The sequence below is a fragment of the Acidibrevibacterium fodinaquatile genome (assembly GCF_003352165.1).
In the GTDB taxonomy this organism is placed as follows: Bacteria; Pseudomonadota; Alphaproteobacteria; order Acetobacterales; family Acetobacteraceae; genus Acidibrevibacterium; species Acidibrevibacterium fodinaquatile.
In genome coordinates, this window is record NZ_CP029176.1 from 528545 (window position 1) to 553299 (window position 24755).

Here is a 24755-nt window from a genome sequence, read left to right on the forward strand (position 1 = left end):
ATGGCCAAGCGCACGCCACCGCCAACCGCAAGCGATGATGAGGTGCGAGCGTTGCTCGCGCGCACTCACTGCCCGGTGCCGTTCCACGCCGTGCGCACGCGCTTCCTCGGCAACATCGCCTCGCCCGATATGCAGGGCTCGCCGATGGAGATGGTCAAGGCGCTGTGGGGCGGCGAATTGCCGACCTTCGAGTCCATTGACGACGTCAACGAACTCATCGGCGCGCTGGTGATGGGCCTGTGGAACCGGCTCACGCGGCATCAGGAACGCTCGGCGCCATTCCGACTGGTGCGCATGGAGGTTCCCGCCACGCGCGACGGGCTGGCGACCCTCGCCCGGCTGCGGCGCGAGGAGCTGGAGGGCTTCGTCGAAGGGCTTTTCGGCGACAAGGAAAGCCTCGACCTGCCGGAACGGGCGCACAAGGCGCTCGGCACCCTGGCGGAGATCCGCGCGATGCTGGAGGAGGCTCAGGTCTTGGCCGAGGACCTGACCAAGCCGGCCGCCTCTGATCAAATCGCCGTCACAATCGGACATTTCCGCGAACTGACCCGCATTGACGAGCACGAGATCCACGAGGCCGTGCTCTCCTGCACCCGCGCGCGCAGGCAGATGCTGGCGGCATGGCCGGCGCGCCGCCCAGTGCTGCACTGATCGCGCGTCGATGTGTGGACGCTACGCCAGTTTCCTGCCACCCGAGGCGATCGCCCGGCTGTTCCGCACGACCGGCGCGCTGCCCAACGTCGCGCCCTCCTGGAACGTCGCGCCGCGCCAGCAGGCGATGGTGGTGCGCCGGCACCCGGAAACCGGCGAGCGGCATATCGACCTGCTGACCTGGGGCCTGGTGCCGCACTGGACCAAGGATCTGCGGGCGGCGCGGCGGCCGATCAACGCGCGGGCGGAGACCGTGGCAACCTCGCCGATGTTCCGCGATGCCTTCGCCCGCCGCCGGGCGCTGATCCCGGCGCAGGCGTTCTACGAATGGCAGCGCACCGAGAACGCACCCAAGCAGCCCTACGCGATCGCCCGGCGGGACGGTGAGACGCTGGCCTTGGCCGGTCTCTGGGAAGGCTGGCGCAGCCCCGAGGGCGAGGTGCTGCGCAGCTTCGCCATCATCGTCACCGCCGCGAACGCGACCATGGCGCCCATCCATGACCGCATGCCGGTGATCGTCGAGCCGCCCGACTGGCCGCTATGGCTCGGCGAGACCGAGGGCGACGTAGCCTCGCTGCTGCGCCCAGCGCCCGAGGACACGCTGCGTGTCTGGCCGGTGAGCACGCGGGTCAACCGGCCAGCCAACAACGATGCCGACCTGCTCGCCCCGCTTCCGCCCGCCTGACGGAACCAGGCGATGACCGAGCACCAGGCCCCGTGGCCCGCTGGCGAAGTGCTCGCCGGCATCGTCGAGCGGGTGACGTTCCACAATGCCGAGAGCGGCTTTGCCGTGTTGCGGGTAAAGGCGCGCGGGCACCGCGACCTCGTCACCATCGTCGGCCATACCGCCGCGATCAGTGCCGGCGAGTGGATCACCGCGACCGGCGAATGGGTCAACGACCGCACCCACGGCCAGCAATTCAAGGCGCGGTTCCTAAAAACCTCGGTGCCGACCACGGAAGAGGGGATCGAGCGCTACCTCGCCTCCGGCATGATCCGCGGCATCGGCCCGGTCTATGCGAAGAAGCTGGTGCGCGGCTTCGGCGAGCAGGTGTTCGACATCATCGAAGGCGCACCAGAGCGCCTGCGCGAGGTGGGCGGGATCGGCGCGGTGCGGGCACAGCGCATCGTCGCTGCCTGGGCCGAGCAGAAGGTGATCCGCGAGATCATGGTGTTTCTGCACAGCCACGGCGTCGGCACCGCGCGCGCGGTGCGCATCTTCAAGACCTATGGCGCCGACGCCATCCAGGTGATGAGCGAGAACCCGTATCGGCTCGCGCGCGACATACGGGGCATCGGCTTCAAGACGGCAGATGCGATTGCCGCAAAACTCGGCATCGAGAAGACGGCGATGATCCGCGTGCGCGCCGGCATCGGCTACGCCCTCTCGGAAGCGATGGACGAGGGGCACTGCGGTCTGCCGGTCGCGGAACTGCTGCCGCTCGCGGAGCGCCTGCTCGAGGTGCCGGAGGCGCTGATCCGCACCGCCCTCGATCTCGAATTGGCCGACGGCGCGGTGATCGTTGACCGCGTCGGCGCGGCCGACTGCATCTTCCTCGCCGGCCTCTGGCATGCCGAGCGCGGCATCGCCGAACGGCTGCGGGCGATCGCGGCCGGCGCGCTGCCGTGGCCCGCGATCGATGCGGAAAAAGCCATCCCCTGGGTGGAAAAGCGGATCGGCATGACGCTCGCCGATAGCCAGCGCCAGGCGGTCGGCCTCGCCCTTGTCGCGAAGCTGCTGGTGATCACCGGCGGCCCCGGCGTTGGCAAGACGACGATCATGCGGGCGATCCTCGCCATCCTCGCCGCCAAAGGCGTGCGCATCCTCCTTGCGGCCCCGACCGGGCGGGCGGCGAAGCGGATGAGCGAGGCGACCGGGTTCGAAGCCAAAACGATCCATCGCCTGCTGGAGGTCGACCCAAACACCGGCGGGTTCCGGCGTGGACCTGATCACCCGTTGGAGTGCGACCTGCTGGTCATCGACGAGGCCTCCATGGTCGATGTCCCGCTGATGCACGCGCTGACCCGGGCGATCCCCGCGGCGGCGGCGCTCCTGGTGGTGGGCGACGTCGATCAGCTCCCCTCGGTCGGGCCCGGCCAAGTGTTGGCGGACCTGATCGGCTCGGGTACGGTTGCGGTGGTGCGCCTTGCCGAGATCTTCCGCCAGGCGGCATCCAGCCGGATCATCACCAGCGCGCATCGGATCAATCGCGGCGAGATGCCGGACCTCGCCCGCGCCGAGGCCGAGAGCGATTTCCACTTCGTCCCGGCCGACGAGCCCGAGACGGCGGTTGCGCGCATCATCGATCTGGTGAAGACCCGCATCCCCCGCCGCTTCGGGCTCGACCCTGTGCGCGACATCCAGGTGCTCTGCCCGATGGCGCGCGGCGGGGTTGGCGCGCGGTCGCTGAATGTCGCGTTGCAAGCGGCGCTGAACGGCGAGGCGACGCCGCGGGTGGAAAAATTCGGCTGGACCTTTGCCCCCGGCGACAAGGTCATGCAGATCGAGAACGACTACGACCGTGAGGTGTACAACGGCGATATCGGCTTCATCGAAGCGATCGACGCGGAGGAGGCCGAGATCACCGTGCGGTTCGACGGGCGCGACGTGGGCTACGGTCTCGGCGATCTGGATGCGCTGGTGCCGGCCTATGCCGCGACGATCCACAAGGCGCAGGGCTCGGAATATCCCGCCGTGGTGATCCCGGTCCTGACGCAGCACTACGCCATGCTGCAACGGAACCTGCTCTATACCGGCATCACCCGCGGCAAGCGGCTGGTCGTGCTGGTCGGCAGCCGGAAGGCGGTGGCGATCGCGGTGCGCAATGTCTCCGGCCGGCGGCGGTGGTCGAAGCTGCGGGAATGGCTTGCTGCGTTGCCGGCTGGAGCGATCGCGTTGTGACACTATCGACCAGCCGGTTGGCTACGGCCGAAGTTGGCCGGAAGCTGCCCGTCGGGTGTCCGGCAAGCCGCGCGGGAAAGCAGACACTGCGGTCACCGGGCGGTTCAGGAGCTCCCGACCCGGAGCGGGCATTCCGAGCCCGGGTCGCTACTCGGCCGAGCGGAGCACTCAAGCGCCCGATAAGCCGGATTATCGCGCGCTAATCTAGCCCGGCAGGATATCGGATATTAATAGACGTATTATGTAAAATGTTTGTTTACTTTGGCGATAAGATGGTCCATATTTCCCTCCGACCCGAAGGAGGGGGCAGTCATGAGCACAACCGACACCCGTTGCGTCGCCGTTTTCACGGCGCGCAGCCCCCAGCGCATCTTGCAGGAAGGCGGATCGCAGGCATGGGCACTCGACGCCGCACGTGTGCGGACGCTGCCGTTCCTCGTCTGCGTTCAGAACCAGAACAACCCCGACCGCGACTTCTCGGATGCGTCCGAGCCGCACGGTTCGGCCTTCCTCGTGGGCCGGATCAGCGACGTGATCCCGTCGCCGGAAGACCCAAACTCCGGCCGCTGGATGATCCAGATCAGCGAATATTCGACGGTGCAGAACCCTAAGAATGTCTGGCAGGGTTGGCGCAATCCGGTCAAATACGGCTCGCTTGAAGACTTCGACATTGATGTCAGCAAGCTCGTCTTTCACTCGGTTGCCGAGATTCAAAAAGACCTCGGCCCGTCGCCGCAGCAGCCAACACCGCCGCGGGCAGACGATGGGGGGACGGCTCCCATATCCATCTCCGTCGCTAAGCGCGGCCTGGCCGCGTTCTATGGCGTCCCTCCCGATGCGGTTGAAATCGTCATTCGGGGGTGATCCCTCCCCCGGGCCAGGAGCGTCTTGGCATGGCTGAACAATTAAACCCTAAGCAGGCATTTCTTATCCGCCAGGCTATCGCCGAGGCGCGCACCGCCGACGCGACGGCCCAGCGGTTGGAGGAAAGCTATGTCCGCCTTCTCGTGCTGGCGAACGCCGGGGGCCTGATCGCCTGCCTTGGCATCGCTGACGCGCTCGCCGGCGGCAAAGCCTCGGCGGGCGCGCTTTCCTTCGCGGCGCTGACAGTGCCGATGTGGTTCTTTCTGGTCGGTCTGGTCTGCGGGGGGATCATCGTGTCGCTTCAGCGCGTGCGGGCAGTGCGGGATTCCGAGAAACACGGGCGGGGGGCGCTACAGGTTCTCAAGGATATGGGCCTGATCGTGCCGACACCGCCCTCGGCATTCTCTCGTGCCGAGCTTAAGGGGCTGCCCCACCTGACGATGGCGATCAATGTCTTGGGCATCGCAAGCCCGGCCTGCTTTCTGATCGGCGCCATCTGGGGTCTTGTCCACATCGGCGCTGTCCACTGACGGCGGATCAACCGATGTCGGGTTCACCGCTGTCGCTCTGAGTGCAAGTGCTGCACGCGCTCGCCGTGCCGGCGGCGGTTGGAGGGGGTCGCCGGTCATGTTGCCTGCGGCGTCATACCCGTAGCTCGCGCCGCCGCCGAGAGCAAAAGGGCGGAGGGGATTTTCGTGACGGGCCGAGGGGCTGGGAACACGACATTCTGCCGCCCTATCGCGGGAACAGCCATGTAGAACAAGTGCGGCGTACGCTCCGTCCCCGCGACAGTCGGCAAACCTCGGTTCGGGGGCCTGGGCCAGTTCCTCACTGAGATGGCAGCCGATCAGCTGCCTGGCTCGCGTTCATCGTGCCGGCTCGCACCGCAGCCCGCCTGGCGCGGCCTCAACGTCGATACGCTCGCGCCCCCCATGGGGATCTTGACAAGCTCGCATCGAAAGCTAATTATACGATCATATTCGAAAAATCGAAAGAAAGAGATGGACACGAAGGCAGTCATCGATGCGTTGGGTGCGCTGGCGAACGATCATCGGCTAGCCGTGTACCGTATGCTGGTGCAAGCGGGTCATGGTGGGCTCTCGGCGGGGGTCATTGCGGAACGGCTTGGGATTCCGCCGTCATCGCTCTCGTTTCACACCCAGGCACTGGTGCGCTCTGGCCTCGCAACGCAACATAGAGTTAGTCGCCAGCTCATCTATACCGCTGACTTCACCGTCATGAACAAGTTACTCGGCTACCTGAGTGAAAACTGCTGTCAGGGAGATACTGAGCGCTGCCAGCCTGCCCAAAAAGGAATGACCCGACCACAGATTGTACAGAAAGAGGAGAACATGGCGTGAGGCTCTATATGTTCGAACACTGCTCGCTTTGCTTCCGCGTGCGGATGACCGCAGCACTCAAGCATATGCACTTGCAGGAAACCGTCGTGCTCGATGACGATACTGAAACTCTTGTCGCGATGGTTGGTAAGCGGATCATTCCGATCCTTGTTAAGGATGATGGGCAAATCATGCTCGAAAGCATGGATATGGTCCGTTACATCGACGGCCAGAGCGATCCCATTCTGACCGGACCTCAACGTACCGAAGTCGCAGCATGGGCGGAGCGATTCGTGTCCAAGACGGGACCGCTGACGATGCCGCGCTATCCTCTGCTCGGATTGCCCGAGTTCGCCACCATCGCTGCGCTCGATCACTACAATCTCCGCAAGCGCAAGGCATTTGGCGACTTCGTGGAGCTTCGGGCAGGAACCAGGCGCTATGTCGAAGAGCTGATGCCCGACCTTGAAGAATTGGACGGACTGATAGAAAATCCGCTTGCGCTCAACGGCACTCTTTCGGTCGACGACGTTCGTGTGCTCCCTCTGCTTCGCTCCGCCGCCGTAGTTAAAGGGCTATCGTTCCCGAGGGCGGTTCGAGAATATTTTGAGTCGATGATGGATCGCATCGGATATCAACCGTTACCTGTCGTCTAGGGAAGCCAAAGTGCAGGCTGACTCAGGCCCGCCCTGCCGCTGTGTGATCTCGCAGTACATGTCGTGCTCCGCTCGATCCTCCCGTCCACGACACGTTCGGCTTTGCTCCGCTCACGGCCATAGACCATGGCGACCGCCTACCGCGCCGCCGGCGCCGAGGTGGTCAATCTGCCAGAACCACTGGCGGATGCCCCTGGCGCCTGAGGCTCGGTTCTGCCGAGAGAACCACTGGCGGATGCCCCTGGCGCCTGAGGCTCGGTTCTGCCGAGAGATCCTATGGGTGTCCGTCGTCGAATGATTTGAGACAATTGGCAGCGTGATTTAACGGAGGGTTGAGCTCACCAGTTGGGTTAAAAGTTTAAGCGGCTATTTGGTTATGGCGCAAGCGTCTTAGCTGGATGGTTTGACGTTTGATTTGTTGCCGCTGACGCAGGATGTCCTGGGCCCTGCCATGATAGGCATCGGCTGGTGTTACGTTGCCGAGGCTCTCATGGTAACGGCGGTGATTGTAATGCTCGATGAAGGCTGCGATCTGACGTTCAAGATCACCCGGCAGGTAATAGTTATCGAGCAATATGCGGTTTTTCAACGTCTGGTGCCAGCGTTCGATCTTGCCTTGGGTTTGCGGATGACAAGGCGCGCCACGGATGTGTTCGATATTTCGCCGCTCCAGCCATTTGGCCAGATCGGCCGCGATGTAACACGGCCCGTTATCGGATAGCAGGCGTGGCTTATGCGCGACTGTAGCTGAGGCGCAGCCTGAAGCGTCGAGAGCGAGGTTCAGCGTGTCGGTAACATCCTCGGCCTGCATGGTAGTGCACAGCTTCCAGGCGATGACGTAACGGGAATAATCATCGAGGATGGTCGAGAGATACATCCAGCCCCAGCCAATCACTTTCAAATACGTGAAGTCTGTCTGCCAGAGCTGGTTTGGCGCTGTAGTTTTGGTTTTGAATTCATCGGCAGCTTTGATGACGATGAAGGCTGGTGAGGTGATCAGATCGTGCGCCTTGAGCAGCCGGTAGACGGATGCCTCGGAGACAAAATAGCTTTCTGCATCTGTGAACGTTACGGCCAGCTCGCGCGGGCTGAGCTCAGGCTTATCCAAGGCCAGCTCGATGATCTTGTTGCGCATGTCATCGCCGATGCGGTTCCACACGCGGTCTGGCTTTGAGGGGCGGTCGTGCAACGCCTCAGGCCCGCCAGCGCGATAGTGCTCGCACCAGCGATAGAATGTCGGGCGGGGGATGCCGAGTTGATCCAACGTTCGGCGCACCGGCAAGTGTGATTGTTCAACCAACCGGATGATCTCCAGCTTCTCGGGGGCGGAATACCTCATTCGCGGCCGTCCCCAGCCCCGATCATGTTTTTTTTAAGCAGGCGCAGCTCGAGCGCCTGCTCAGCTACCACCTCCTTGAGGGCCTGGGCTTCATGGCGCAGCGCCTTTACCTCGCCCGAGGTGGCTTCCCGCGCTGTATCGCCCGCCAGGCGGCGCTTGCCCGCTTCAAGGAATTCCTTGGACCAGGAATAATACATGCTCTCGGCAATGCCCTCGCGCCGACATAGCTCGGAGATGCTGTGCTCACCGCGCAGCCCCTCCAGCACTATGCGGATTTTATCTTCCGCCGAATAATGCCGCCGCGTCGCGCGGCGAATGTCACGCACCACCGCCTCGGCGGGTGGTTTTAAAGTCGAGGATTTCTGGCTCATCTATGTTCCTTCGTCGCTACGATGAGCCAGAAATCCTCCCTTATTCAAGATGCCAGTTTTGTCTCAGGGGTGCTGACGGGGGACACCTATGGGGAGGAAGGCACGCCGCCTGCTACAGTTCGCCCTCTCGAACTATCATAGGAGAAAGGACGATGCTCAGTCAGGAAGACGCAGTTTCGGCGCCCGAGGCCTCGGGCATTGACGGCAACATCTTCGTTTCGGTGGAGATGAGCCGCTCAAAGTGGGTGATCGGGGTGCACACGCCGATGGCGGACAAGATCGCCATCCATACCTTTGCTTGTGGCGACGCCGATGCGGTTCTGGCGTTGGTTGAGCGCATGCGCACGAAGGTCGAGGCGGCTGGGAACAGATCGCCGACCGTGATCGTCTGCTACGAGGCGGGATATGAGGGTTTCTGGCTCCAGCGCCGGCTCGATGCGCTGGGCATCCGGGTGGTTGTGATCGATCCGGCCAGCCTGCTTGTGGACCGGCGGGCGAAGCGAGCGAAGACGGATCGGATCGACGCCCGGGGCATGGTGCGTGCGCTGATGGCGTTTGCGCGCGGCGAGCATCAGGTCCTCAGCGAGGTGCGCGTGCCGACGGTGGAGCAGGACGATGCCCGCCGCGTGCTTCGCGAGCGCCACCGTCTGGTCAAGGAGAGGACCGCACATACCAATCGCATCAAGGGCCTCTTGAAGACGCAGGGGATCATGGACTTCGATCCACGCGCCAAGGGTGCCGCCTTGCGGCTGGATGAGATCATAACGGGAGACGGGCGTCGCCTGGGAGCCTGCCTCAAGCAGGAAATCGTGCGCGAGTTGGAACGCTTGTCGCTGGTTATGGAGCAACTTGCGCGGGTCGAGGCCGAACGAGATGCCGTGGCGGAGGTGGGCCGGCAGCAGGAGGTATCGGCAGCCGACCACCACCGCGATGCGGCGATGATCGCGGTCCTGAACCGGCTGAAGGGCATCGGAACGAACGACGCCTCGATCCTGGTACGCGAGGTATTCTGGCGCAACTTCCATAATCGGCGTGAACTCGGCGGCTGGAGTGGGCTGGCGCCGTCGCCTTGGGCGAGCGGCTCGGCGTCACGCGATCAGGGGATCACGAAGGCGGGGCCGCCGATGCTGCGGGCGCAGATGATCCAGATCACTTGGCGCTGGCTGTTCTGGCAACCCGACAGCGATCTGGCTCGGTGGTTTCAGAAGCGGACCGAAGGGGCGACGGGCCGGATGCGGCGCATCATGGTGGTGGCTCTCGCGCGCAAGCTGCTTGTCGCGCTGTGGCGATATGCGACGATCGGGACCGTTCCCAGCGGCGCGATCGTGACCTGATCGCTGCCGGCATAAATTTCGAATTCCCGTACGGGTCGCGACCGTCGGGAATGCCGGGCGGATGTGTGACCGAACTCTCGCTGGGCTGAAAGACGCCGTTCGTAGAGAAGGGTCCCGTCCCTCGGAGCGCCGCACCCGCAGCAAACGGGATTTGGGTTGCGAGCCAGTCGGGCAGCTGACGGTATCGGACCGGATAAAAGTCAAGCCGGTGATCGGCTCTTGCAAACGGTGCTCCGTCCGGGTGATTCCTTCGATCGAAAGGTGTGGGCCACGATGATGCGGATGAGGTGCCCACCAACACGGCCCTGGTTAGGGTTGTGCTCCCTGAGTCGTGCGACCTGGGGTGCCCCCTTGACTCCGGAAGCCCCATAAAAGCGAGAGGGCGGAGGGGATTTTCGGTAGAGTAGGGATGAAGCGCCTTGCCCCGTTGCCGGGGCAGGGTTCTTCATCCCCCGCTCCGAACCGGACGTGCGAGTTTCCCCGCATCCGGCTCTCTATGCGTGGCCATGAGCCACGGGTGGCCCTCACAGTGAAGCGAGGACGCGGGTTGCCTCCCAGAACTTGTCGGCTCCCTTTCGGAAGGACTCGTCCGGGGTGGCGTTCCATCCGTTCGGTATGCGAAGACCCCGGTCCGGGTATCGCAGGCGTTTGGCGTCAGCAAATTGGGCGAGTTTCTTCCCGCCCATCCGCCAGCCGCTGCGCTCCCCAGTCCTCGGCCCGGCATAGATGCGGCGCAGCGTCCCTACGGGCGCCTTGCTGTGTTTCTTGCCGAGCCAGGATTTCAGGCGCCACCACAGCCACCAGTCGTGCTTGGCGAACTCCTTCCCGGAACGCGTGGCGTACCGGTAGTAGTTGCGCCAGCTCATGATGACCGGGTTGAGGTCGTCGATAAGATCGGCGAGGCTGTTGCCAGTCGGCGTTTCCCTCACCTTGGCCTTGATCTTGTCGCGCAGCAGCTGTGACTTGCCCTTCGGAATGAAGAGCATGCCGACGCGCCGTCGCGTAGACGGCATTCTCTCCTGTGCGACCCGATAGCCCAGGAAGTCGAAGCCTTCCCGGACATCGGTGATCTTGGTCTTTTCCATCGACAACTCCATGCGCAATTCCTCTTTGAGGAACTGCGCCAGCGCCTCGCGCTCATGCTCAGCATGCTGCTGTGTTCCCTGCACGAGGACGACGAAGTCATCCGCGTAACGAACCACGTAGAAGCCCGGCCGACCACGTCTATAGTCGGATTGCAGGCGCTGTTGCGCCCGCTCTCGGGTCTTGTCGCGTGGGTTGGGAACCCAACGCCGGTATCGTTCGTCGATGGCCGTGAGATAGATATTGGCCAGGAGCGGCGAGACGATGCCCCCTTGCGGGGTGCCGGTCACAGGATGCCGAAGGCTGCCTTCGATCATGATGTCAGCTTTCAGAAAGGCGAGGACGAGCCGCAGGACCTTGCGATCCTGGATGCGGTGTCGCACCCGTTCCATCAGCACGTGATGATCGATGGCATCGAAACACCCCTTGATATCGCCCTCGATCACGAACCGTGTCCGCGAGGGACCGGCTGATGTCGGGTTCAGTCTGTGGCGCACCCTTGCGAGTGCGTCATGGGTGCTTCGGCCGGGCCGGAAACCATACGAGATCGGGTAGAAGTCCGCCTCGAAGATCGGCTCCAGCACCAGCTTGAGCGCCATTTGGACCAGTCGGTCTTTGAGCGTGGGAATGCCCAAGGGGCGGAACTTCCCAGGCTTGCCCGGTTTCGGGATGAGCCTCTGCCGGACAGGTTGAGGTTGGTAGGTTCCTCCCCGCAGGTCTTGCCGGATATCCTCCAGAAAACCCGCGACGCCATCGGGCCGCTCTTCGACCGTCTTTCGTGTCACGCGGTCCGTGCCCGGTGTGTTGCTGCCCCTGTTACGAGCCAGCCGTTGCCAAGCATGGGCCAACGTTCCACGATCGCATACAATATTGAACAGATCCGCGAACTTCTTTTCAGAGTCCGCGGCGCTCCACCGATACAGCTTGCGCTGCATGTCGAGAATGAACTCGGTATTCACCGTGCCGGACAAAGTGTCCATCTCCTGCCTGCAAGTTGTATCCACTGCCCGCCTTCGCCATGCGGACGGCTTTCCCGTCCCCGGACTACTATGCGGGCTCCGCCCCCACCGCGCGCGTTCGCCGGTCGCTTCGGCCATCCGTCCCCCGAGGGGTTCGGAAACGCGGGCGGGTTCCCAAGTTCCACCGCTGCTCCTCGTCCGCTGTAGGAGCCGACTCTACCCCGCGTGGATTCTGGCTGCCGAGCCTTGCAGGCTTTCCCGGCTGCGGATTCCGATGAAGTCGGCCATGCATTCCAACTTGAAGCCGGCCACTGCTTCCGAACTGAAGCCGGCCGGGGTTCCGATTTGAAGCCGGCCACCTGAGCGTCTTCGGTTGGGTCTGGTTGAATGATTATCGTGTCCTTGTTTTGGGTCAAGTTCGGGCGTGGGCCGGTGCCGGATCGCGCTTTTTACGGAGGCTCTCGCCGGTGAGTTCGATGCGGTAGGCGTTGTGGACGAGGCGGTCGAGGATGGCGTCGGCGATGGTGGGATCGCCGATGATTTCGTACCAGCGCTCGACCGGCACTTGGCTGGTGATGATGACGGAGCGCATCTCGTGGCGGTCATCGATAATTTCCAGCAGATCGCGGCGTTGGTCCGCGTTCAGGGTCTCGGGGCCCCAATCGTCCAAAATCAACAGGTCGAGCCTGGCGATCTGGCGCAGTGTTCTGGCGTAACGGCCATCGGCGCGGGCCAGCGCCAGGGCAGAGAACAGCCGCGGCACCCGGTGATAGGCGGTCGAGAGATCCTCGCGGCAAGCCTTCTGGCCCAGCGCGCAGGCCAGCCAGCTTTTGCCGACCCCGCAGGGGCCGGTAATGAGCAGATTATGCCGGGCGCGCACCCAGTCACAGCTGGCGAGTTTCAGGAACTGTGCCCGGTCGAGGCCGCGCGGGGCGCGGTAATCGACATCCTCGACGCTGGCGGACTGGCGCAATTTGGCCGCGCGGGCGCGGCTCTCGAAGCGTTTCTGCTGTCGCAACGTGGCCTCGTGCTCGAGCAATAAAGCCAGCCATTCGGCATGGGCCAAACCGGCAACCTCCGGCCGGGCGTCGAGGTCCTTGAAGGCTTTGGCCATGCCGTGCAGGCCGAGTTTGAGCAGCAGGTCGAGGGTCGGGTGGGTGAGCATGCTTGTTCCTTTCAGTGGAAATCAGTGAAAATATTCGGCGCCGCGCAGATTGCCGTGGGTCAGCACCGCCTGCGCCTCATCTGGCGGGCTGGCCGTCTGGTCGAGCTTGCTGGCGATGATCGAGGCAATGCTCTTGTAGTTGAACGCGCCAAAGGCGACCGCTCGGGCCGCCACCGCCTCGGCGCGCGGACGGTCCAACTCCTTGAACAGCCGCAGGATGCCAAGGCATGTCCGAAACCCCTGTTCCGGATGCGGCCGGTTGGCGAGGATGGCGATGATCAGCCCCTCGGTCTGCGGGCCGATCGATGCGCCCCATGAGCGGAACCGCTCCGGCGTCCATGCGGCGTAGCGCCGGTGCGCGCTCGGCATATGCTCAGGGGCAGTGCCGTGCCTTGGACCGCCATAGCGGCGCTGATGCACCGCGACCCGCTTGCCTTGGTGGAAGATCTCAACCATCCGCTCGGTGGCGCGGGTATCGACTTGCTGGCGGATCAGCTGATGCGGCACCGAGTAGAAAAAGCCGCAGACCTCGACATGATAATCCAGCGAGACGCGGGCAAAACCCCACTCCGCAAACTCATGGTCGGTCTCTGGCAATGCCGCCAAAGCCTGGCGTTCGATCGTCTCGAACAAATGCCGCCGGCTGACGCCGAGCCTGCGCATGACATGCGCGTTGATCCGCTCCACCATGCCGGCAATCGCCTGGTTGGCTTCAGCCAGAGAGAAGAAAGTCTGCTGGCGCAACCGGCCCAGAATGTAGCTCTGGGCAAAGCGGACACCGGCTTCCACCTTCGCCTTGTCCTTCGGGCGCCGCGGCCGGGCCGGCAAAACACCAACACCGTAATGCGAGGCCATCCGGCCATAGCTCAGGTTGATCTCTGGATCGTAGAACGACGCCTTGTTGACGCCGGACTTCAGATTATCCGGCACGATCAGCCGCGGCACGCCGCCAAAAAACCGGAACATGCGGCTATGCGCGCCGATCCAATCCGGCAGCGTCTGGGTCCAGCTCGCCTCCGCGTAGGTGTAGTTCGACGCGCCCAGCACCGCGACAAAAATCTCCGCCATGCGCACGATGCCAGTTGCGGGATCGGTGATGCCCAACTTTTTGCCGGAATAATCGACGAACACCTTGTCGCCCGCCCGGTGCTCCTGGCGCATGACCGGTGACAGCCGTGCCTCGAACTCCCTGAACAAATCGCAGAACCGGCTGTAGCTGTACCCTTCCGGATGCCCGGCGCGATATTCCTCCCACAGCACCATCAGGTTCACGCCCGGGCGCTTGAACTCGCAGACCAGCTCGCTCCAGACCGGCTCGGCGCGCCGGCGCACCCCCCGCGGCGCGCCGCTGCGGGCAAACAGCCGCTCCTCCAAAACCGCATCACTGAGGTCGGCCGGCAACGGCCACGCCAGCCCCGCTGCCTGCGCCCGCTTCAGATTGTCCTGGATCGTGCTCCGCGCCACGCCCAGCATCCGCCCCATCGCCCTGGCGCTGATGCCGTCACTGGCCAGCCGTAAGGTTTGTCGTATCTGCCGCATCGTCAGCTCTCTCTTCGCCGGCATCCAGCCCTCCTCGTTGATGGTAACGAGAGGACAGTTGCCCGAGTTGCTGACCCAGCCGAAAACGCTGAAAAATCCCCGCCAGGTGGCCGGAATTAAATCGGAATGGTGGCCGGCTTCAAATCGGAACGCTGGCCGACATCAAATCGGAATCCCCGGCCGGCTTCCGTCGGAATCTGCATCCCGGCGGCTGACCTCGGGTTGCCCCGAGGTCCCTGACGCGCACCCATCAATTGCGTGTCGGCGCTCCACAAGTCTTGCGACTGCCTCACCCACTTCCGGGTCGGTGAGGTACCCTCTGACGGGGCTTCGGCCATCGGTTCGGTTTCCCTCTCCATGGCGGACTCGCTGGCCGGGCCGCTGTCGGGACCGGAAGTCCCCTCACGCCTGGCTTTAACGGGTTCTGCTGATTTACGGCGTCCCGGAAGCACCCGGTCTGCCTCACCCGTTCGCTTCTCGCCCCACGCTGCACCGTGTGGCGGGGAGGGTCTCACACCCCCCAGGAGTATCGGTAGCTTTGCCTCCAACTCCGGTGTTCTCCTTTCAGTTCAGAGAGTTAGAGGGCTGCGCTTGGCGCACCGACGGGTCGAGGGGCTGGGAGAGAGGCTCCCGGCCGGCCCGTCGCGGAGATCACCGATGGCTGCGACCCAGAAGATCGTCCTGAACCCGTCCCGGGACATTCCGTTCAACAAGCTCGTCCTGAGCCAGGCCAATGTCCGGCGCGTGAAGGCCGGCGTCTCCATCGAGGCGCTGGCCGAGAGCATCGCCCGCCGCTCCCTGTTGCAAAGCCTGAGCGTGCGCCCGGTGCTGGACGCCGACGGCAACGAGACGGGCATGTTCGAGGTGCCCGCCGGCGGCCGGCGCTATCGCGCGCTGGAGTTGCTCGTCCGGCAGAAGCGCCTGGCCAAGACCGCGCCCATCCCCTGCATCGTCAAGACCGATGGCCTCGCCGAGGAGGACAGCCTCGCCGAGAACACTGACCGCGAGGCGCTGCACCCGCTCGATCAGTTCCGTGCCTTCCAGGCGCTGCGCGCGAAGGGCCAGGGCGAGGAGGAAATCGCCGCCACGTTCGGCGTCACCGCCGCGGTGGTGCGCCAGCGGCTCAAGCTCGCCGCCGCCAGCCCGGGGCTGCTCGACGCCTATGCCGAGGGCGCGATGACGCTCGATCAGCTGATGGCGTTCTGTATCAGCGATGATCACGCGCGGCAGGAGCAGGTGTGGGCGACGATCCAACGTGGCTGGAACAAGGAGCCGCACACGATCCGCCGCACACTGACCGAGGGGGCGGTGCGTGCGACCGACCGGCGCGCGCGCTTTGTCGGCACCGAGGCGTACGAGGCCGCCGGCGGCATCGTGATGCGCGACTTGTTCCAGGATGACGATGGCGGCTGGTTCCAGGACCCGGCGCTGCTCGACCGGCTGGTGGCCGAGCGCCTGGCCCGCGAGGCGGACGCCATCCGCGCCGAAGGCTGGAGATGGGTCGAGGCCGCGCCGGACTTCCCCTACGGCCATCGGCAGGGGCTGCGCCCGCTGCCGGGCACCAATCCGCTGACCGAGGCGGAGCAGGCGACGTTCGATGCGCTGAAGGGCGAATACGGCGCGCTCGAGGCGCAGTATGGCGAGGCCGCTGAACTGCCCGAGGCGGTCGAGGCGCGCCTGCTCGAAATCGAAGCGACGATCGAGGCATTCCAGAACCGCCCGTCGACATTCGATCCCGCCGACATCGTCCGCGCCGGTGCCTTCGTCAGCATCGACCGTGACGGCGCGCTGCGCGTCGAGCGCGGCTACGTCCGGCCCGAGGATGAGCCGCCAGTGACAACGCCCGACGATCCCGATCATGCGGCAGCGCCGGCCAGCATCGCGCCCGAGGGCAATGCGACCCCGTCCGCCACGGAGGCGCCCTCGACCACCACCACGGCCGCGGAGCCGTCCGCCGAGGTGCCCGAGGAGGACGAGGGCCGGACGCCGCTGCCCGAGCGGCTGATGACAGAACTCACCGCGCACCGAACAGTCGCATTGCGGGAAGCCTTGGGGAACGACTGGGACACGGCGTTCCTTGCCGTGCTCCACGCGTTTTGCCTCCGCCTGTTCTATCGCTCCACCGCCGACACGTGCCTGGAGATCGAGGCCAAGAGCGCCGGGTTCGGGACCCAGGCTCCCGGACTGAACGACACCGCGTCCGCCAAGGCCATCGACGTGCGGCACGAGGCGTGGGTGAAGCAGTTGCCCGCGACGTCCGGCGAACTCTGGGACGCGCTCGTCGGGTTCGACACCGACACGCTCGCGGCGCTGTTCGCGCATTGCGCGGCACTGACGATCAACGCGCTGCACGAACCCTGGAACCGCCGTCCTGGCGCGCTGGCCCACGCCGACCGGTTGGCCCAGGCAGTCGGTCTCGACATGGCGGCGGCGGGTTGGGCGCCGACGGTGGAGACCTATCTCGGCCGGGTGCCGAAGGCGCGCATCCTGGAAGCCGTGCGCGAGGCGAAGGGCGAGCACGCAGCCCAGCTGATCGACCACCTGAAGAAGCCGGAGATGGCGCAGGCGGCCGAACGCCTGCTTGCCGGCACCGGCTGGTTGCCCGAGCCGCTCCGCACGCCCGGGTTGCCTGATGAGGCTGCGGCCGTCCCTCCCGCGGCCAGTGACGATGAAGCCGAGGGCACGGCCGACGGTGACGCCGACGCGATCATCGCGCTGCCGGCGTTCCTGATCGACGCCGAAGATCCCGCCCTGCCGCAGGCCATCGCCGCTGAGTGACCGATGAAGGCCCGGGGCACCCTGCCTCGGGCCTTCCGAGCTTCGGCTTTCCCGCACCCCGGAGGAACACCCCCGTGATCGACAACCCGAACGATGCCTTCGCTCAGTACGAGGCCCAGGCCCGGCTGCGCGGCCGGTTGGCCCGCGAGGTGACACCGCTCAACAAGGCCGCGCTGTTCGACATGCTTCAGGCCGCTGGCATCCAGTGTGTCACTGTTCACTTCGACGGCGCCGGTGACTCCGGACAGATCGAGAGCATCGACGCGACGGGCCCGGACGAAACCCCCACCGAATTGCCCGACGGCACCATCGAGATCCGCACCCCGCTCTGGGACGGCAGCGGCGTGCAGACCGAGACCATGCCTGTGCGCGACGCGATCGAAAAGCTGGCCTACGACTTCCTCGAAGAGGTGCATAACGGCTGGGAGAACGAAGACGGCGCCTATGGCGAATTCATCTTCGATGTCGGCGAGCGCACCATCCGTCTGGAATACAACGAGCGCGTGATGACGACCTCCTACTCCGAACACGAATTCTGACGGGGGCGACGATGGCACACCCGTATCATCACGCCCTGTCCTCGGCGCGCCTCTGGGGCGGGACCGCGGACGAATACCTGCTTCTGCATTCCTGGTTCGATGAGTCGAAGATTCTGACATCGGATTTCCGACATCGGGCGCTGCGGCATCATGCCGAAGGCATCTTCATGGCGGAGCGGTTCTTCGGGCCGACCATCACCGTCTCGAGCGGGCGTGTTGTGCCGCTACGGTTGATCGGCGAGCAGCATGTCCGCGAGGACCTCGGCTTCATCCCGAGCTTCGCCGACTGGGCCCGCCGCATCCGCCCCGAACCGTGGATGGGCCGCGCCCAGCCGATCCATCGGGACGTCGATCCATTCGCGGTGACCAAGGCCTCCTCGTATCCATCCGGTGAGTGCCGCGGTCTGATTGCCGGTCGGCGTTCACGCATCCCTGGTATGGGTTGATCAGGCGGCCTGTGCGGCGGGGCTCTGATTTTGCGGCGCGATCCAGTTCCAGGGCATCAATTCCCCGATCCGTTGCGCCGGATGGTTGGCGATGCGCGCGAGGGTGTCGGCGAGCCAGGCCTGTGGATCGACATCGTTCATTTTTGCCGTCGTGATCAGGCTGTACATCATGGCAGCCCTCTCTCCACCCCGATCGGAACCCGCGAACAACCATGATTTTCTGCCCAGAGCCAGGGTCCGCAGGACGCGTTCGGCCGCGTTGTTGGTCAGGCAGATCCGCCCATCGGTCAGGAACCGCGTGAACGCCGGCCAGCGGTTCAGCATGTAGTCCATCGCCTTGGCGACATCGTTGTGACGCGACAGTTTGGGCGCGCTCAGCGCGCATCCAACTCTCCAGCTCGGTGACCAGCGGCCCGCAGAGCTGCTGGCGCACTGCCAGGCGTTCGGCGGGCGACCGGCCGTTGATCCCCCGCTCGATCTCGAACAGCGTGTCGATTCGCTGCAGCGCGGCCAGCGCCATGGGTGCTACGAAGGCGGGCGTCTTGCCTTGCGCGCGGCGTTTGGCGTTGCGCGCGATATCAGCCAACTCGAAGAATTTTCGTCGCCCATGGGCCCAACACGCCGCCTCGATGAGCGGGCCAGGGGATCGGGTCGGCACGTATAATTTGTTGTAGCCGCCATACGCATCGGCCTGGAATACCCCGCTGTATTCGGCCAAATGAGTTTGCGGGTGAATACCGGCGCGATCGTGCGAGTAATAGAACACCGCGCAGGGAGGGCCCGACCCACCAAACGGCCGATCGTCGCGCACGTAAACCCAGACCCGCGCGATATCGGTCTGACCCTGCGCCAGCACCGGCACGGTAGTGTCATCGCCGTGGATCCGTTCTGCTTTGAACACAGTCGACTTGATGAAGTTGTATACCGGCTTCAGCGCGACGCAGGTCGCGCCGATCAGATCGGCCAGGGTCGAGACACTGAGCGGGACACCTTCGAGGCCGAACCGTTCGGATTGGCGGTTCAGCGGCTGATGCAGGCCAAACTTGTCGTAGGCGATCATCGCGAGCAGGCTGGGGCCGGCGAAGGCGCGCGGAATGGTGTGGAACGGCGCTGGTTCCTGGCTGATTTTCTCACAGTCGCGGCAGGTGAACTTTTCCCGTACATGCTGGATCACCTTGAAAATCCGCGGGGTGGATTCCAGCGTCTCGGTCACGCTCTCCCCGAGCTTGGCCAGGCGCGAGCCACCGCAGCAGAAGCATTGGGTCGGCCCGGGCAGGACAACCCGCTCGCGGGGTAGGTGCTCGGGGAACGGCTGGCGCGATGGACGTTTGCGGGTAAAGCCGGCGACAGTCGTGGTTTTCGCTTTCGCGGCCTCCTGCTCAGCGCGCAGCTCGTCTTCGGTTGCGGTGGTCTCGAGCTCTTCGAGTTTCAGCTCCATCTGGTCGAGTAGCCGCGCCGTGCGTTCCGCCCTGGGGCCGTAGAGCGCGCGCTTGAGCTTCTCGATCTGCAGCTTCAGATGCTCGATGTAGGCGGCGCTATCGGACTGCGCGGCGCGCGCTGCGGCTGAATCGGCTTCGGCTGCATCAGCCCGCGACATCGCTCGTCGAACGATCTCTTTCAGTGCGGCAATGTCGTCCGGCAAGGCCAGCGAATCGATATCCATGAATCGGATTGAATCATGAACTGCGAGGGTTGCGCTACAGAAATCAGCAGCAGACAGCAGATTTTCGCCCTGATTTTCTGCGCTTACCCGGCAGACTGTGGCCGCCAGGTTTGTTGTGGATTTCTCCAGTCGATCGCTTCAAGAAGATAACCCACCTGACCGGCCGTGAGTGACACAGCCCCATCCGTCGTCTGCGGCCAGATAAACCGCCCTTTGTCCAAACGCTTCGCAAATAACGACAACCCAACACCATCGTGCCAGATCGCCTTGATCAGCGACCCACTGCGTCCCCGAAAGAAGAAAACGTCACCGCAGAATGGCTCTCGGCCGAGACCTTGCTGAACCTGCAACGCGAGACCCTTCATGCCGCGACGCATGTCCGTGTGCCCCGACGCCAGCCAGATCCGTACCCCGGCCGAAACCGGGATCATCGCCGCACCGCCATCATCACCCGGCGCAACGCGGCAACTCCAACCCCATCATCAACCCGAACACAGGTTCCGTCCGGCAGCACGATCTCAATCCGGCTCGGATCCGATCGGGATGCTCGGCTTTGCGGCGCCGGCTCTCCGGCGGTCTCATTCATGGCCGCTGACTTACTCGATGCTCGCGGCATCGACAGTGCCGCACTCGCCATCATCCGAACCGGGATGAACTCCGGCTCCACCGGCACCGGCGCCAACTCACCGCGTCGAACCTGCCCACGCCATTTCCACAACTGCCCTCGCGAAATCTCGTGCCGCCGTGCCACCAACGCAAACACCGCATCCGGTGCCTCAGCTTCCGCGACAATTCGCAGCTTGTCCTCATCCCGCCAGCGACGACGGCGCTCAGCCCCCGTGATGATCTCCATCCGCCAAAGCTCCCTGCATATGAATCAGCTCATAGCAGCGCTCTTATGAGCGGCTCGCTGTCGTAGCGGCAGGCGGCTCAGACCGGATGGATACGCCTCCTCCGCGGCAAAGCGCGCAACGATGGTGCACCCGCCAAGTGCGCCGGCCACTGTCGACCCATCCGCGTCATTCACACGCCTTTGACGACGTCCGGAAAGCGGACGTTTTTCCACAAGTGTCCGTAAGGAAAGTTCTGAACAAGTCCCCAGCTAACCGGGCTTTCGTGAATCTCTTCAATAACCCGGTCGGCAAGGCAGAGACTTATTCAGACCTACCTTGCCGCCATCACTCGGACTTCAAACTTCCGGTCGTCGGTTGGTGGGCAGGCTGTAATGGGGCAAAGGGCCCATGTGCGATTTCACGAAGGCCCGCGGTGAATTCGTCGGCATTATCGCAGGTCGTTCAGCTTAGCCATCTCGTCCTGTCGTTTGGCGTCTGCTTCGTAGCTTTCAGCAATCAGGCTTAGAAGGCGGGCAGTGTAGGGTGCCGAACCACGCATAGTAGATGCCCAAGATTTATATCGATTGACCTCGACGCGCTCCAATTTGCCACCGTCGCGCAAGCCGCGAGTCGTGACGCCCCTGGCATTAAGGATCCCAGTCAGAAAACCGTCATCGATCTCCTTGCTATGCAGCATTGCCAGAAGCCGACGCACAGCCCCATGCGGCCAAGCCCCATCCGACGGGTCCTTGGGGGCGTAAGCTAGCAATCCTCCAATCTTAACGTCAGCGATCCCTGCACGGCCAGCTTCGCGGCAAAGGCGTCTCGCCTCAGAAACCCACGTTTCTAGGACGTTGAACTCGAGGTCATTCGCCGTCTGGCCGGGCAGCGGCCCCTTCCAGGAGTCGAGTAGGTCGTAGGCCATCCTCGCGTGACCTTCCTGCCCATCTTCCGTCCCGGATTCGTCTTCCGCGTCCTGCCCAGCCGCTTCCTTGTCTGGTTTCCAGATCAGGCAAATCAGCTCCTTGAACAGTGACGGATCGGATGCCAATAGGCTGCGCAGGGCTTTTGGTTTGCGCTGCCCATGCACAAGAAATGGCAGAAAGGACCATTCCAGCGCGGCCAAATCGGTGACGGGAAGACCTTCCGCCTGGTCCAAATGCTCGAAGAGGCGCTCCAGTTCCCACTGGAAATTGGATCGTACTCTAGCCTCAGGTGAATTCAGTTGCTGCAGCAACGCTTTCCCCAGCCCGACAAGCAACTGCCCAGGTAGGACTGGGGGCCTCCGCAGGATGATGAATTGCAGAGCGACCGTCGGCCTGCCCGCTGCGAGCAGCCGCTCCACCGCGTGTTCAAGGTCCTCGGAGGTCGCGCCCTGACCCGGGTTTCCCCGCGCCCAGCGCCAATAATTGTGTTCAACCTCTAACCCTAGAGCTTCCGCTCGTCGCCACGTCTCTGGCTCGAAGGGCAATGCACAACAGAGCGCGGCCATCGCTGCCGCGGGCTGCGAGCTCATCTTGGCTTCAGCGAGCCAGCGAGCCAGCCAACCTTCCCGTCGTTCTGCGAGCCGCCAGACGACGTACGCGAGAAGCACTATCGGAGGTTCGCGCGCATCCGCCCGCACTGCGGAAAGCATTGGGTTTGCCAGGTTGGTGTCTTCGGATTCGGTCGCCGCTGCAGCAAGAGAGAGCCCGAACGCGTGTTGGTCTGGCAGGCTGGCGGACCAATCCAGGAGCGATCTGGTTCCAATTGTATCCATCAGATTCCGAACGGCTGCCATTCGGCGATCTGCTAGTAGGCGCTGATATTCGTGCCAATCGTTGGTGTCACCGTCGGCAAGCTGAGGCGGCTCGTTCGCGAACAACCATGACGCCACGACCTGGGGGTTCGTTGGTGAAAGAGCCGCGTTGGCGCGGGTCAATGCGTCCTGAACCTCCGGAACTAGCGGGCGCTCCGTGCCAAAGGACTGGACCAATGCCCCTCTCACCGCAGCCCAAAGCGGATTTGCGCCATCTCCGACAGGCTTCAGTTCCTGCCCATCAAGCCAGTTCGCAACAGCGGTTTGCACAGCAGTGGGCAAGAAATGGAGGCAACCAAGCGAATCCACAATCCGGTCTTGACCGCCCCCCTCAACGAACTCCTGTAGACGGGTTGACATTCCTGACCAGAATGCCCGCCTTTGTTCAACCGACCACGGCCGCCATCCATCGGGTTTCGCCTGCATATATGCGGGCGGGTCACGGACCATCCTGCCGCTCAACGGTTTAGCTGCACGAAGGAAGAGCCGCCACGCCGTCCCAGGTACTTCCGAGATCAAGGCATCGACTGCCTTCAGGCACCGTTCGGCTGTGGCAAATGTATATGGATCGCCGGGCCCCAGCAGTATCTCACACAGGCTGCTAAAGGGCCGGTTGCTCCACCGGCCGCCCGGGTCGATTGTATCAAGTCGGCCGAGGCTCACAATGCACTGCGCAAGATATTCCGCATCCCATGCCAAGCGCTCCAGCCCCCAGAGAAGCGCAGCGTGGCGACATTCGCCGGTAAGACCAGCCTCACCACCTCCATCGGTCAAAAGACTACGTGCTTCGTCTGAATGATCGGAGACAAATCCTTCGACAGCGGAAAGAAATGCTTCTGGCGCGGCCTCCGCGAGGATTGGAAGCACGTCGCCCATAGATGCCCATGCCTGCCAAACGCGCAATCCAGAAAAGATATGTTGCACGATCGAATGGACGAACCCTGGACATGTTCCAAACGGGACAGGTAGCCGAAGCAGCTCGCCGTGTTGCGCGACTATGGCAAGCGAGATCGCCAGTCCCTCGCGGAGCCAACCCGAATGGAGCTGCTCCTTGCCGTAGGTGGCGGCCATCCATTGCTTGTCGTCAGGCAGCTCGTACTTTGGGTCCTGGATCGGTAGGACTCCAACCACAACCTCACCCAATTTCACGAGATCATCTTCTCGAATAAACTCCGCCAACAGATACCAAGCGTCGAGCGCAGCCGTCAGACGCCAAACCTTGGCCGCGCTTCGAAAGGGTGCATCGTCGCCCGCGCAAAGGCTTCGCACAGCCGCGATTACAGCGTCATAACTGCCGACCCGGGAGAGCCGACTCAGAACGTCGCGGTCAAGCAGTTGCGGCGGTGCTGGGCCAAATGGGCCATCCTGCGTGGGCCTGAGTTCCTCAGTCCAGGCACCAGCCAGTATGGCCGGAACAAGCAGTTCACCCTGCCCTGGCACCGCCCATGGCGGTCGGCGGATCGCCTCGACTGCGGAGCGGCGCCGGTGCAACACGGCCACGCTTCGCCCGCACTCAGCTACGATGCCAACCGCTTCCTCTCGCGGCAGAGATGTCTCAATTAAAGCCTTCTCCAAGGCTAGACGGTCTACGCGAGGCAGCCGAGTTGGCCCCGCACGCCGGGAGACCAGGGTTCGACCGACAGCCAGATACAGATGATGCCCGCCTTGCAGTGCGGCACCGGCCCCTGACTGCGCCACGTCAGCAGACGCGGCGATCACTAGCGGAACCGACCAGGCTGACGCGGCGCGAAAAGCATCTTCTGTGGCGGCCGTCACGCAGCGCGATAACAGCGCTTCCTGAATGGCTTTCGGCCATTGGGTCGCCGCAGCATGTAGAAAGGCGACGGCTTCGTGCGGTGCATCGGCCTGGATTTCCAACTTATCCGGTCCGTTCTCGAACCAGCGTTTAGTCAGCTCAACTTCCTCTTCGCGACCTCCCAGTAGCATTGCCGGGGTCATGACAGGGCGGGTTGCCTTGGCCCATTCGTCCCACCACTCCTCCAGACCTGTCAGCCCAGTTGACGGTGCCAAACGGAGATGCCGGGCCAGCCAAAGTGCTACGGCGGGGGCGCTTTCAAGCCACTGCTCCAGGTCGCCAGCCGCGATGACACGGACGTCATGCCAGTGTTTCTCTGCACGTCTGTCGCGCTCCCATTGGTGTCGTTTGGGCCATGCGCGCGGTGTGACAAACACGTAGTTCGTAAGGGCCGGGTCAAGGTCGAGTGGATCCTTAACCCTCTTCGCATAGTCATCATCGGCTTTGGTTACGGCCGATTTGTCACTGCCGATCTCCCAGCCGGAAACGCCGTCCGGCACGAACGAACTACGCGACTTGCACGTGAGGCGGCCATCCCAACCCTCGTCCGACACCGAATCGCCACCGGGGAAATCGATCCGCTCGATATGCGAAGCTGTGGCTTGGACCAGCCTACGGATCAGAATCGGCAGTATTGCCTGACAGTCCCGCCTCTCGCGGTTCGCCCAATCTGTGACGT

19 protein-coding genes are annotated in these 24755 nt (G+C 63.8%); 11 read left to right on the forward strand and 8 right to left on the reverse strand.

The annotated features are described in order from the left end of the window. The 7 genes from DEF76_RS02595 to grxB all read left to right on the forward strand — a co-directional run bounded on the left by DEF76_RS02595 (position 1) and on the right by grxB (position 6413). Positions 1–651 carry a hypothetical protein gene (locus DEF76_RS02595; RefSeq protein ID WP_114910989.1) on the forward strand — a complete coding sequence of 217 codons (651 nt, stop codon included), beginning with the start codon at positions 1–3 and terminating at the stop codon, positions 649–651. 10 nt (positions 652–661) lie between these two features. After that, positions 662–1336 carry an SOS response-associated peptidase gene (locus tag DEF76_RS02600; protein WP_114910990.1) on the forward strand — a complete coding sequence of 225 codons (675 nt, stop codon included), beginning with the start codon at positions 662–664 and terminating at the stop codon, positions 1334–1336. 12 nt (positions 1337–1348) lie between these two features. Then, positions 1349–3553, forward strand: coding sequence for an SF1B family DNA helicase RecD2 (recD2, locus tag DEF76_RS02605; protein ID WP_114910991.1), 2205 nt, complete (start codon positions 1349–1351; stop codon positions 3551–3553). A gap of 312 nt (positions 3554–3865) precedes the next feature. Further along, positions 3866–4417 (forward strand): hypothetical protein, encoded by a 552-nt coding sequence (locus DEF76_RS02610; RefSeq protein WP_114910992.1) that lies wholly within the window; start codon positions 3866–3868, stop codon positions 4415–4417. Between the two features lie 29 nt (positions 4418–4446). Next, positions 4447–4947: a hypothetical protein gene (locus tag DEF76_RS02615; protein ID WP_114910993.1), complete on the forward strand. Its 501-nt coding sequence runs from the start codon at positions 4447–4449 to the stop codon at positions 4945–4947. A 471-nt stretch (positions 4948–5418) separates the two neighbouring features. Continuing rightward, positions 5419–5778, forward strand: coding sequence for an ArsR/SmtB family transcription factor (locus DEF76_RS02620; protein ID WP_114910994.1), 360 nt, complete (start codon positions 5419–5421; stop codon positions 5776–5778). Beyond that, positions 5775–6413, forward strand: coding sequence for a glutaredoxin 2 (gene grxB, locus DEF76_RS02625; RefSeq protein ID WP_114910995.1), 639 nt, complete (start codon positions 5775–5777; stop codon positions 6411–6413). Before DEF76_RS02620 ends, grxB begins: the two co-directional genes overlap by 4 nt. Before the next feature lie 358 nt (positions 6414–6771). Here the strand turns inward: grxB and DEF76_RS02630 are convergent. Beyond that, a protein-coding gene (locus DEF76_RS02630) for an IS3 family transposase (RefSeq protein ID WP_408842539.1) occupies positions 6772–8123 on the reverse strand; the annotation gives its coding sequence in 2 pieces (ribosomal slippage) (positions 6772–7785 and positions 7788–8123; 1350 coding nt in all). A gap of 152 nt (positions 8124–8275) precedes the next feature. On the opposite strand from DEF76_RS02630, the gene DEF76_RS02635 reads away from it, so the two are divergent. Then, positions 8276–9457, forward strand: a complete 1182-nt coding sequence (locus tag DEF76_RS02635; protein ID WP_114910997.1) for an IS110 family RNA-guided transposase — start codon at positions 8276–8278, stop codon at positions 9455–9457. A 524-nt stretch (positions 9458–9981) separates the two neighbouring features. Here the strand turns inward: DEF76_RS02635 and ltrA are convergent. The 3 genes from ltrA to istA all read right to left on the reverse strand — a co-directional run bounded on the left by ltrA (position 9982) and on the right by istA (position 14203). Then, positions 9982–11520, reverse strand: coding sequence for a group II intron reverse transcriptase/maturase (gene ltrA, locus DEF76_RS02640; protein ID WP_114910998.1), 1539 nt, complete (start codon positions 11518–11520; stop codon positions 9982–9984). 391 nt (positions 11521–11911) lie between these two features. After that, on the reverse strand, positions 11912–12664 hold the full coding sequence (istB, locus tag DEF76_RS02645; protein WP_114910999.1) for an IS21-like element helper ATPase IstB: 753 nt from the start codon (positions 12662–12664) through the stop codon (positions 11912–11914). Positions 12665–12685: 21 nt separating this feature from the next. Then, a complete protein-coding gene (istA, locus tag DEF76_RS02650) occupies positions 12686–14203 on the reverse strand; it encodes an IS21 family transposase (protein WP_408842814.1) in 1518 nt (505 codons plus the stop codon). Positions 14204–14860: 657 nt separating this feature from the next. Here istA and DEF76_RS02660 point away from each other — a divergent pair. The 3 genes from DEF76_RS02660 to DEF76_RS02670 all read left to right on the forward strand — a co-directional run bounded on the left by DEF76_RS02660 (position 14861) and on the right by DEF76_RS02670 (position 17966). Continuing rightward, positions 14861–16981 (forward strand): ParB/RepB/Spo0J family partition protein, encoded by a 2121-nt coding sequence (locus DEF76_RS02660; protein WP_114911002.1) that lies wholly within the window; start codon positions 14861–14863, stop codon positions 16979–16981. 74 nt (positions 16982–17055) lie between these two features. Continuing rightward, a complete protein-coding gene (locus DEF76_RS02665; protein WP_114911003.1) occupies positions 17056–17520 on the forward strand; it encodes a DUF6878 family protein in 465 nt (154 codons plus the stop codon). Positions 17521–17531: 11 nt separating this feature from the next. Next, the gene (locus DEF76_RS02670) at positions 17532–17966 is read left to right on the forward strand and encodes a DUF6915 family protein (protein WP_205216084.1); all 435 of its coding nucleotides are present in this window, start codon (positions 17532–17534) and stop codon (positions 17964–17966) included. Here the strand turns inward: DEF76_RS02670 and tnpC are convergent. From tnpC to DEF76_RS02690, 4 genes are all read right to left on the reverse strand, one after another. Next, positions 17967–19629, reverse strand: a protein-coding gene (gene tnpC / locus DEF76_RS02675) for an IS66 family transposase (protein WP_114911004.1) whose coding sequence is annotated in 2 segments (ribosomal slippage) — positions 17967–18332 and positions 18334–19629 — 1662 coding nt in all. Because the reading frame shifts where the segments join, the coding sequence is not laid out codon by codon here. It lies immediately after the preceding gene. 83 nt (positions 19630–19712) lie between these two features. After that, the gene (gene tnpB / locus DEF76_RS02680) at positions 19713–20060 is read right to left on the reverse strand and encodes an IS66 family insertion sequence element accessory protein TnpB (RefSeq protein ID WP_114911005.1); all 348 of its coding nucleotides are present in this window, start codon (positions 20058–20060) and stop codon (positions 19713–19715) included. After that, on the reverse strand, positions 20057–20482 hold the full coding sequence (tnpA, locus tag DEF76_RS02685) for an IS66-like element accessory protein TnpA (RefSeq protein ID WP_114911006.1): 426 nt from the start codon (positions 20480–20482) through the stop codon (positions 20057–20059). Before tnpA ends, tnpB begins: the two co-directional genes overlap by 4 nt. A 428-nt stretch (positions 20483–20910) precedes the next feature. Beyond that, the gene (locus tag DEF76_RS02690; RefSeq protein ID WP_205216085.1) at positions 20911–24576 is read right to left on the reverse strand and encodes a hypothetical protein; all 3666 of its coding nucleotides are present in this window, start codon (positions 24574–24576) and stop codon (positions 20911–20913) included. Positions 24577–24755 lie beyond the last annotated feature (179 nt).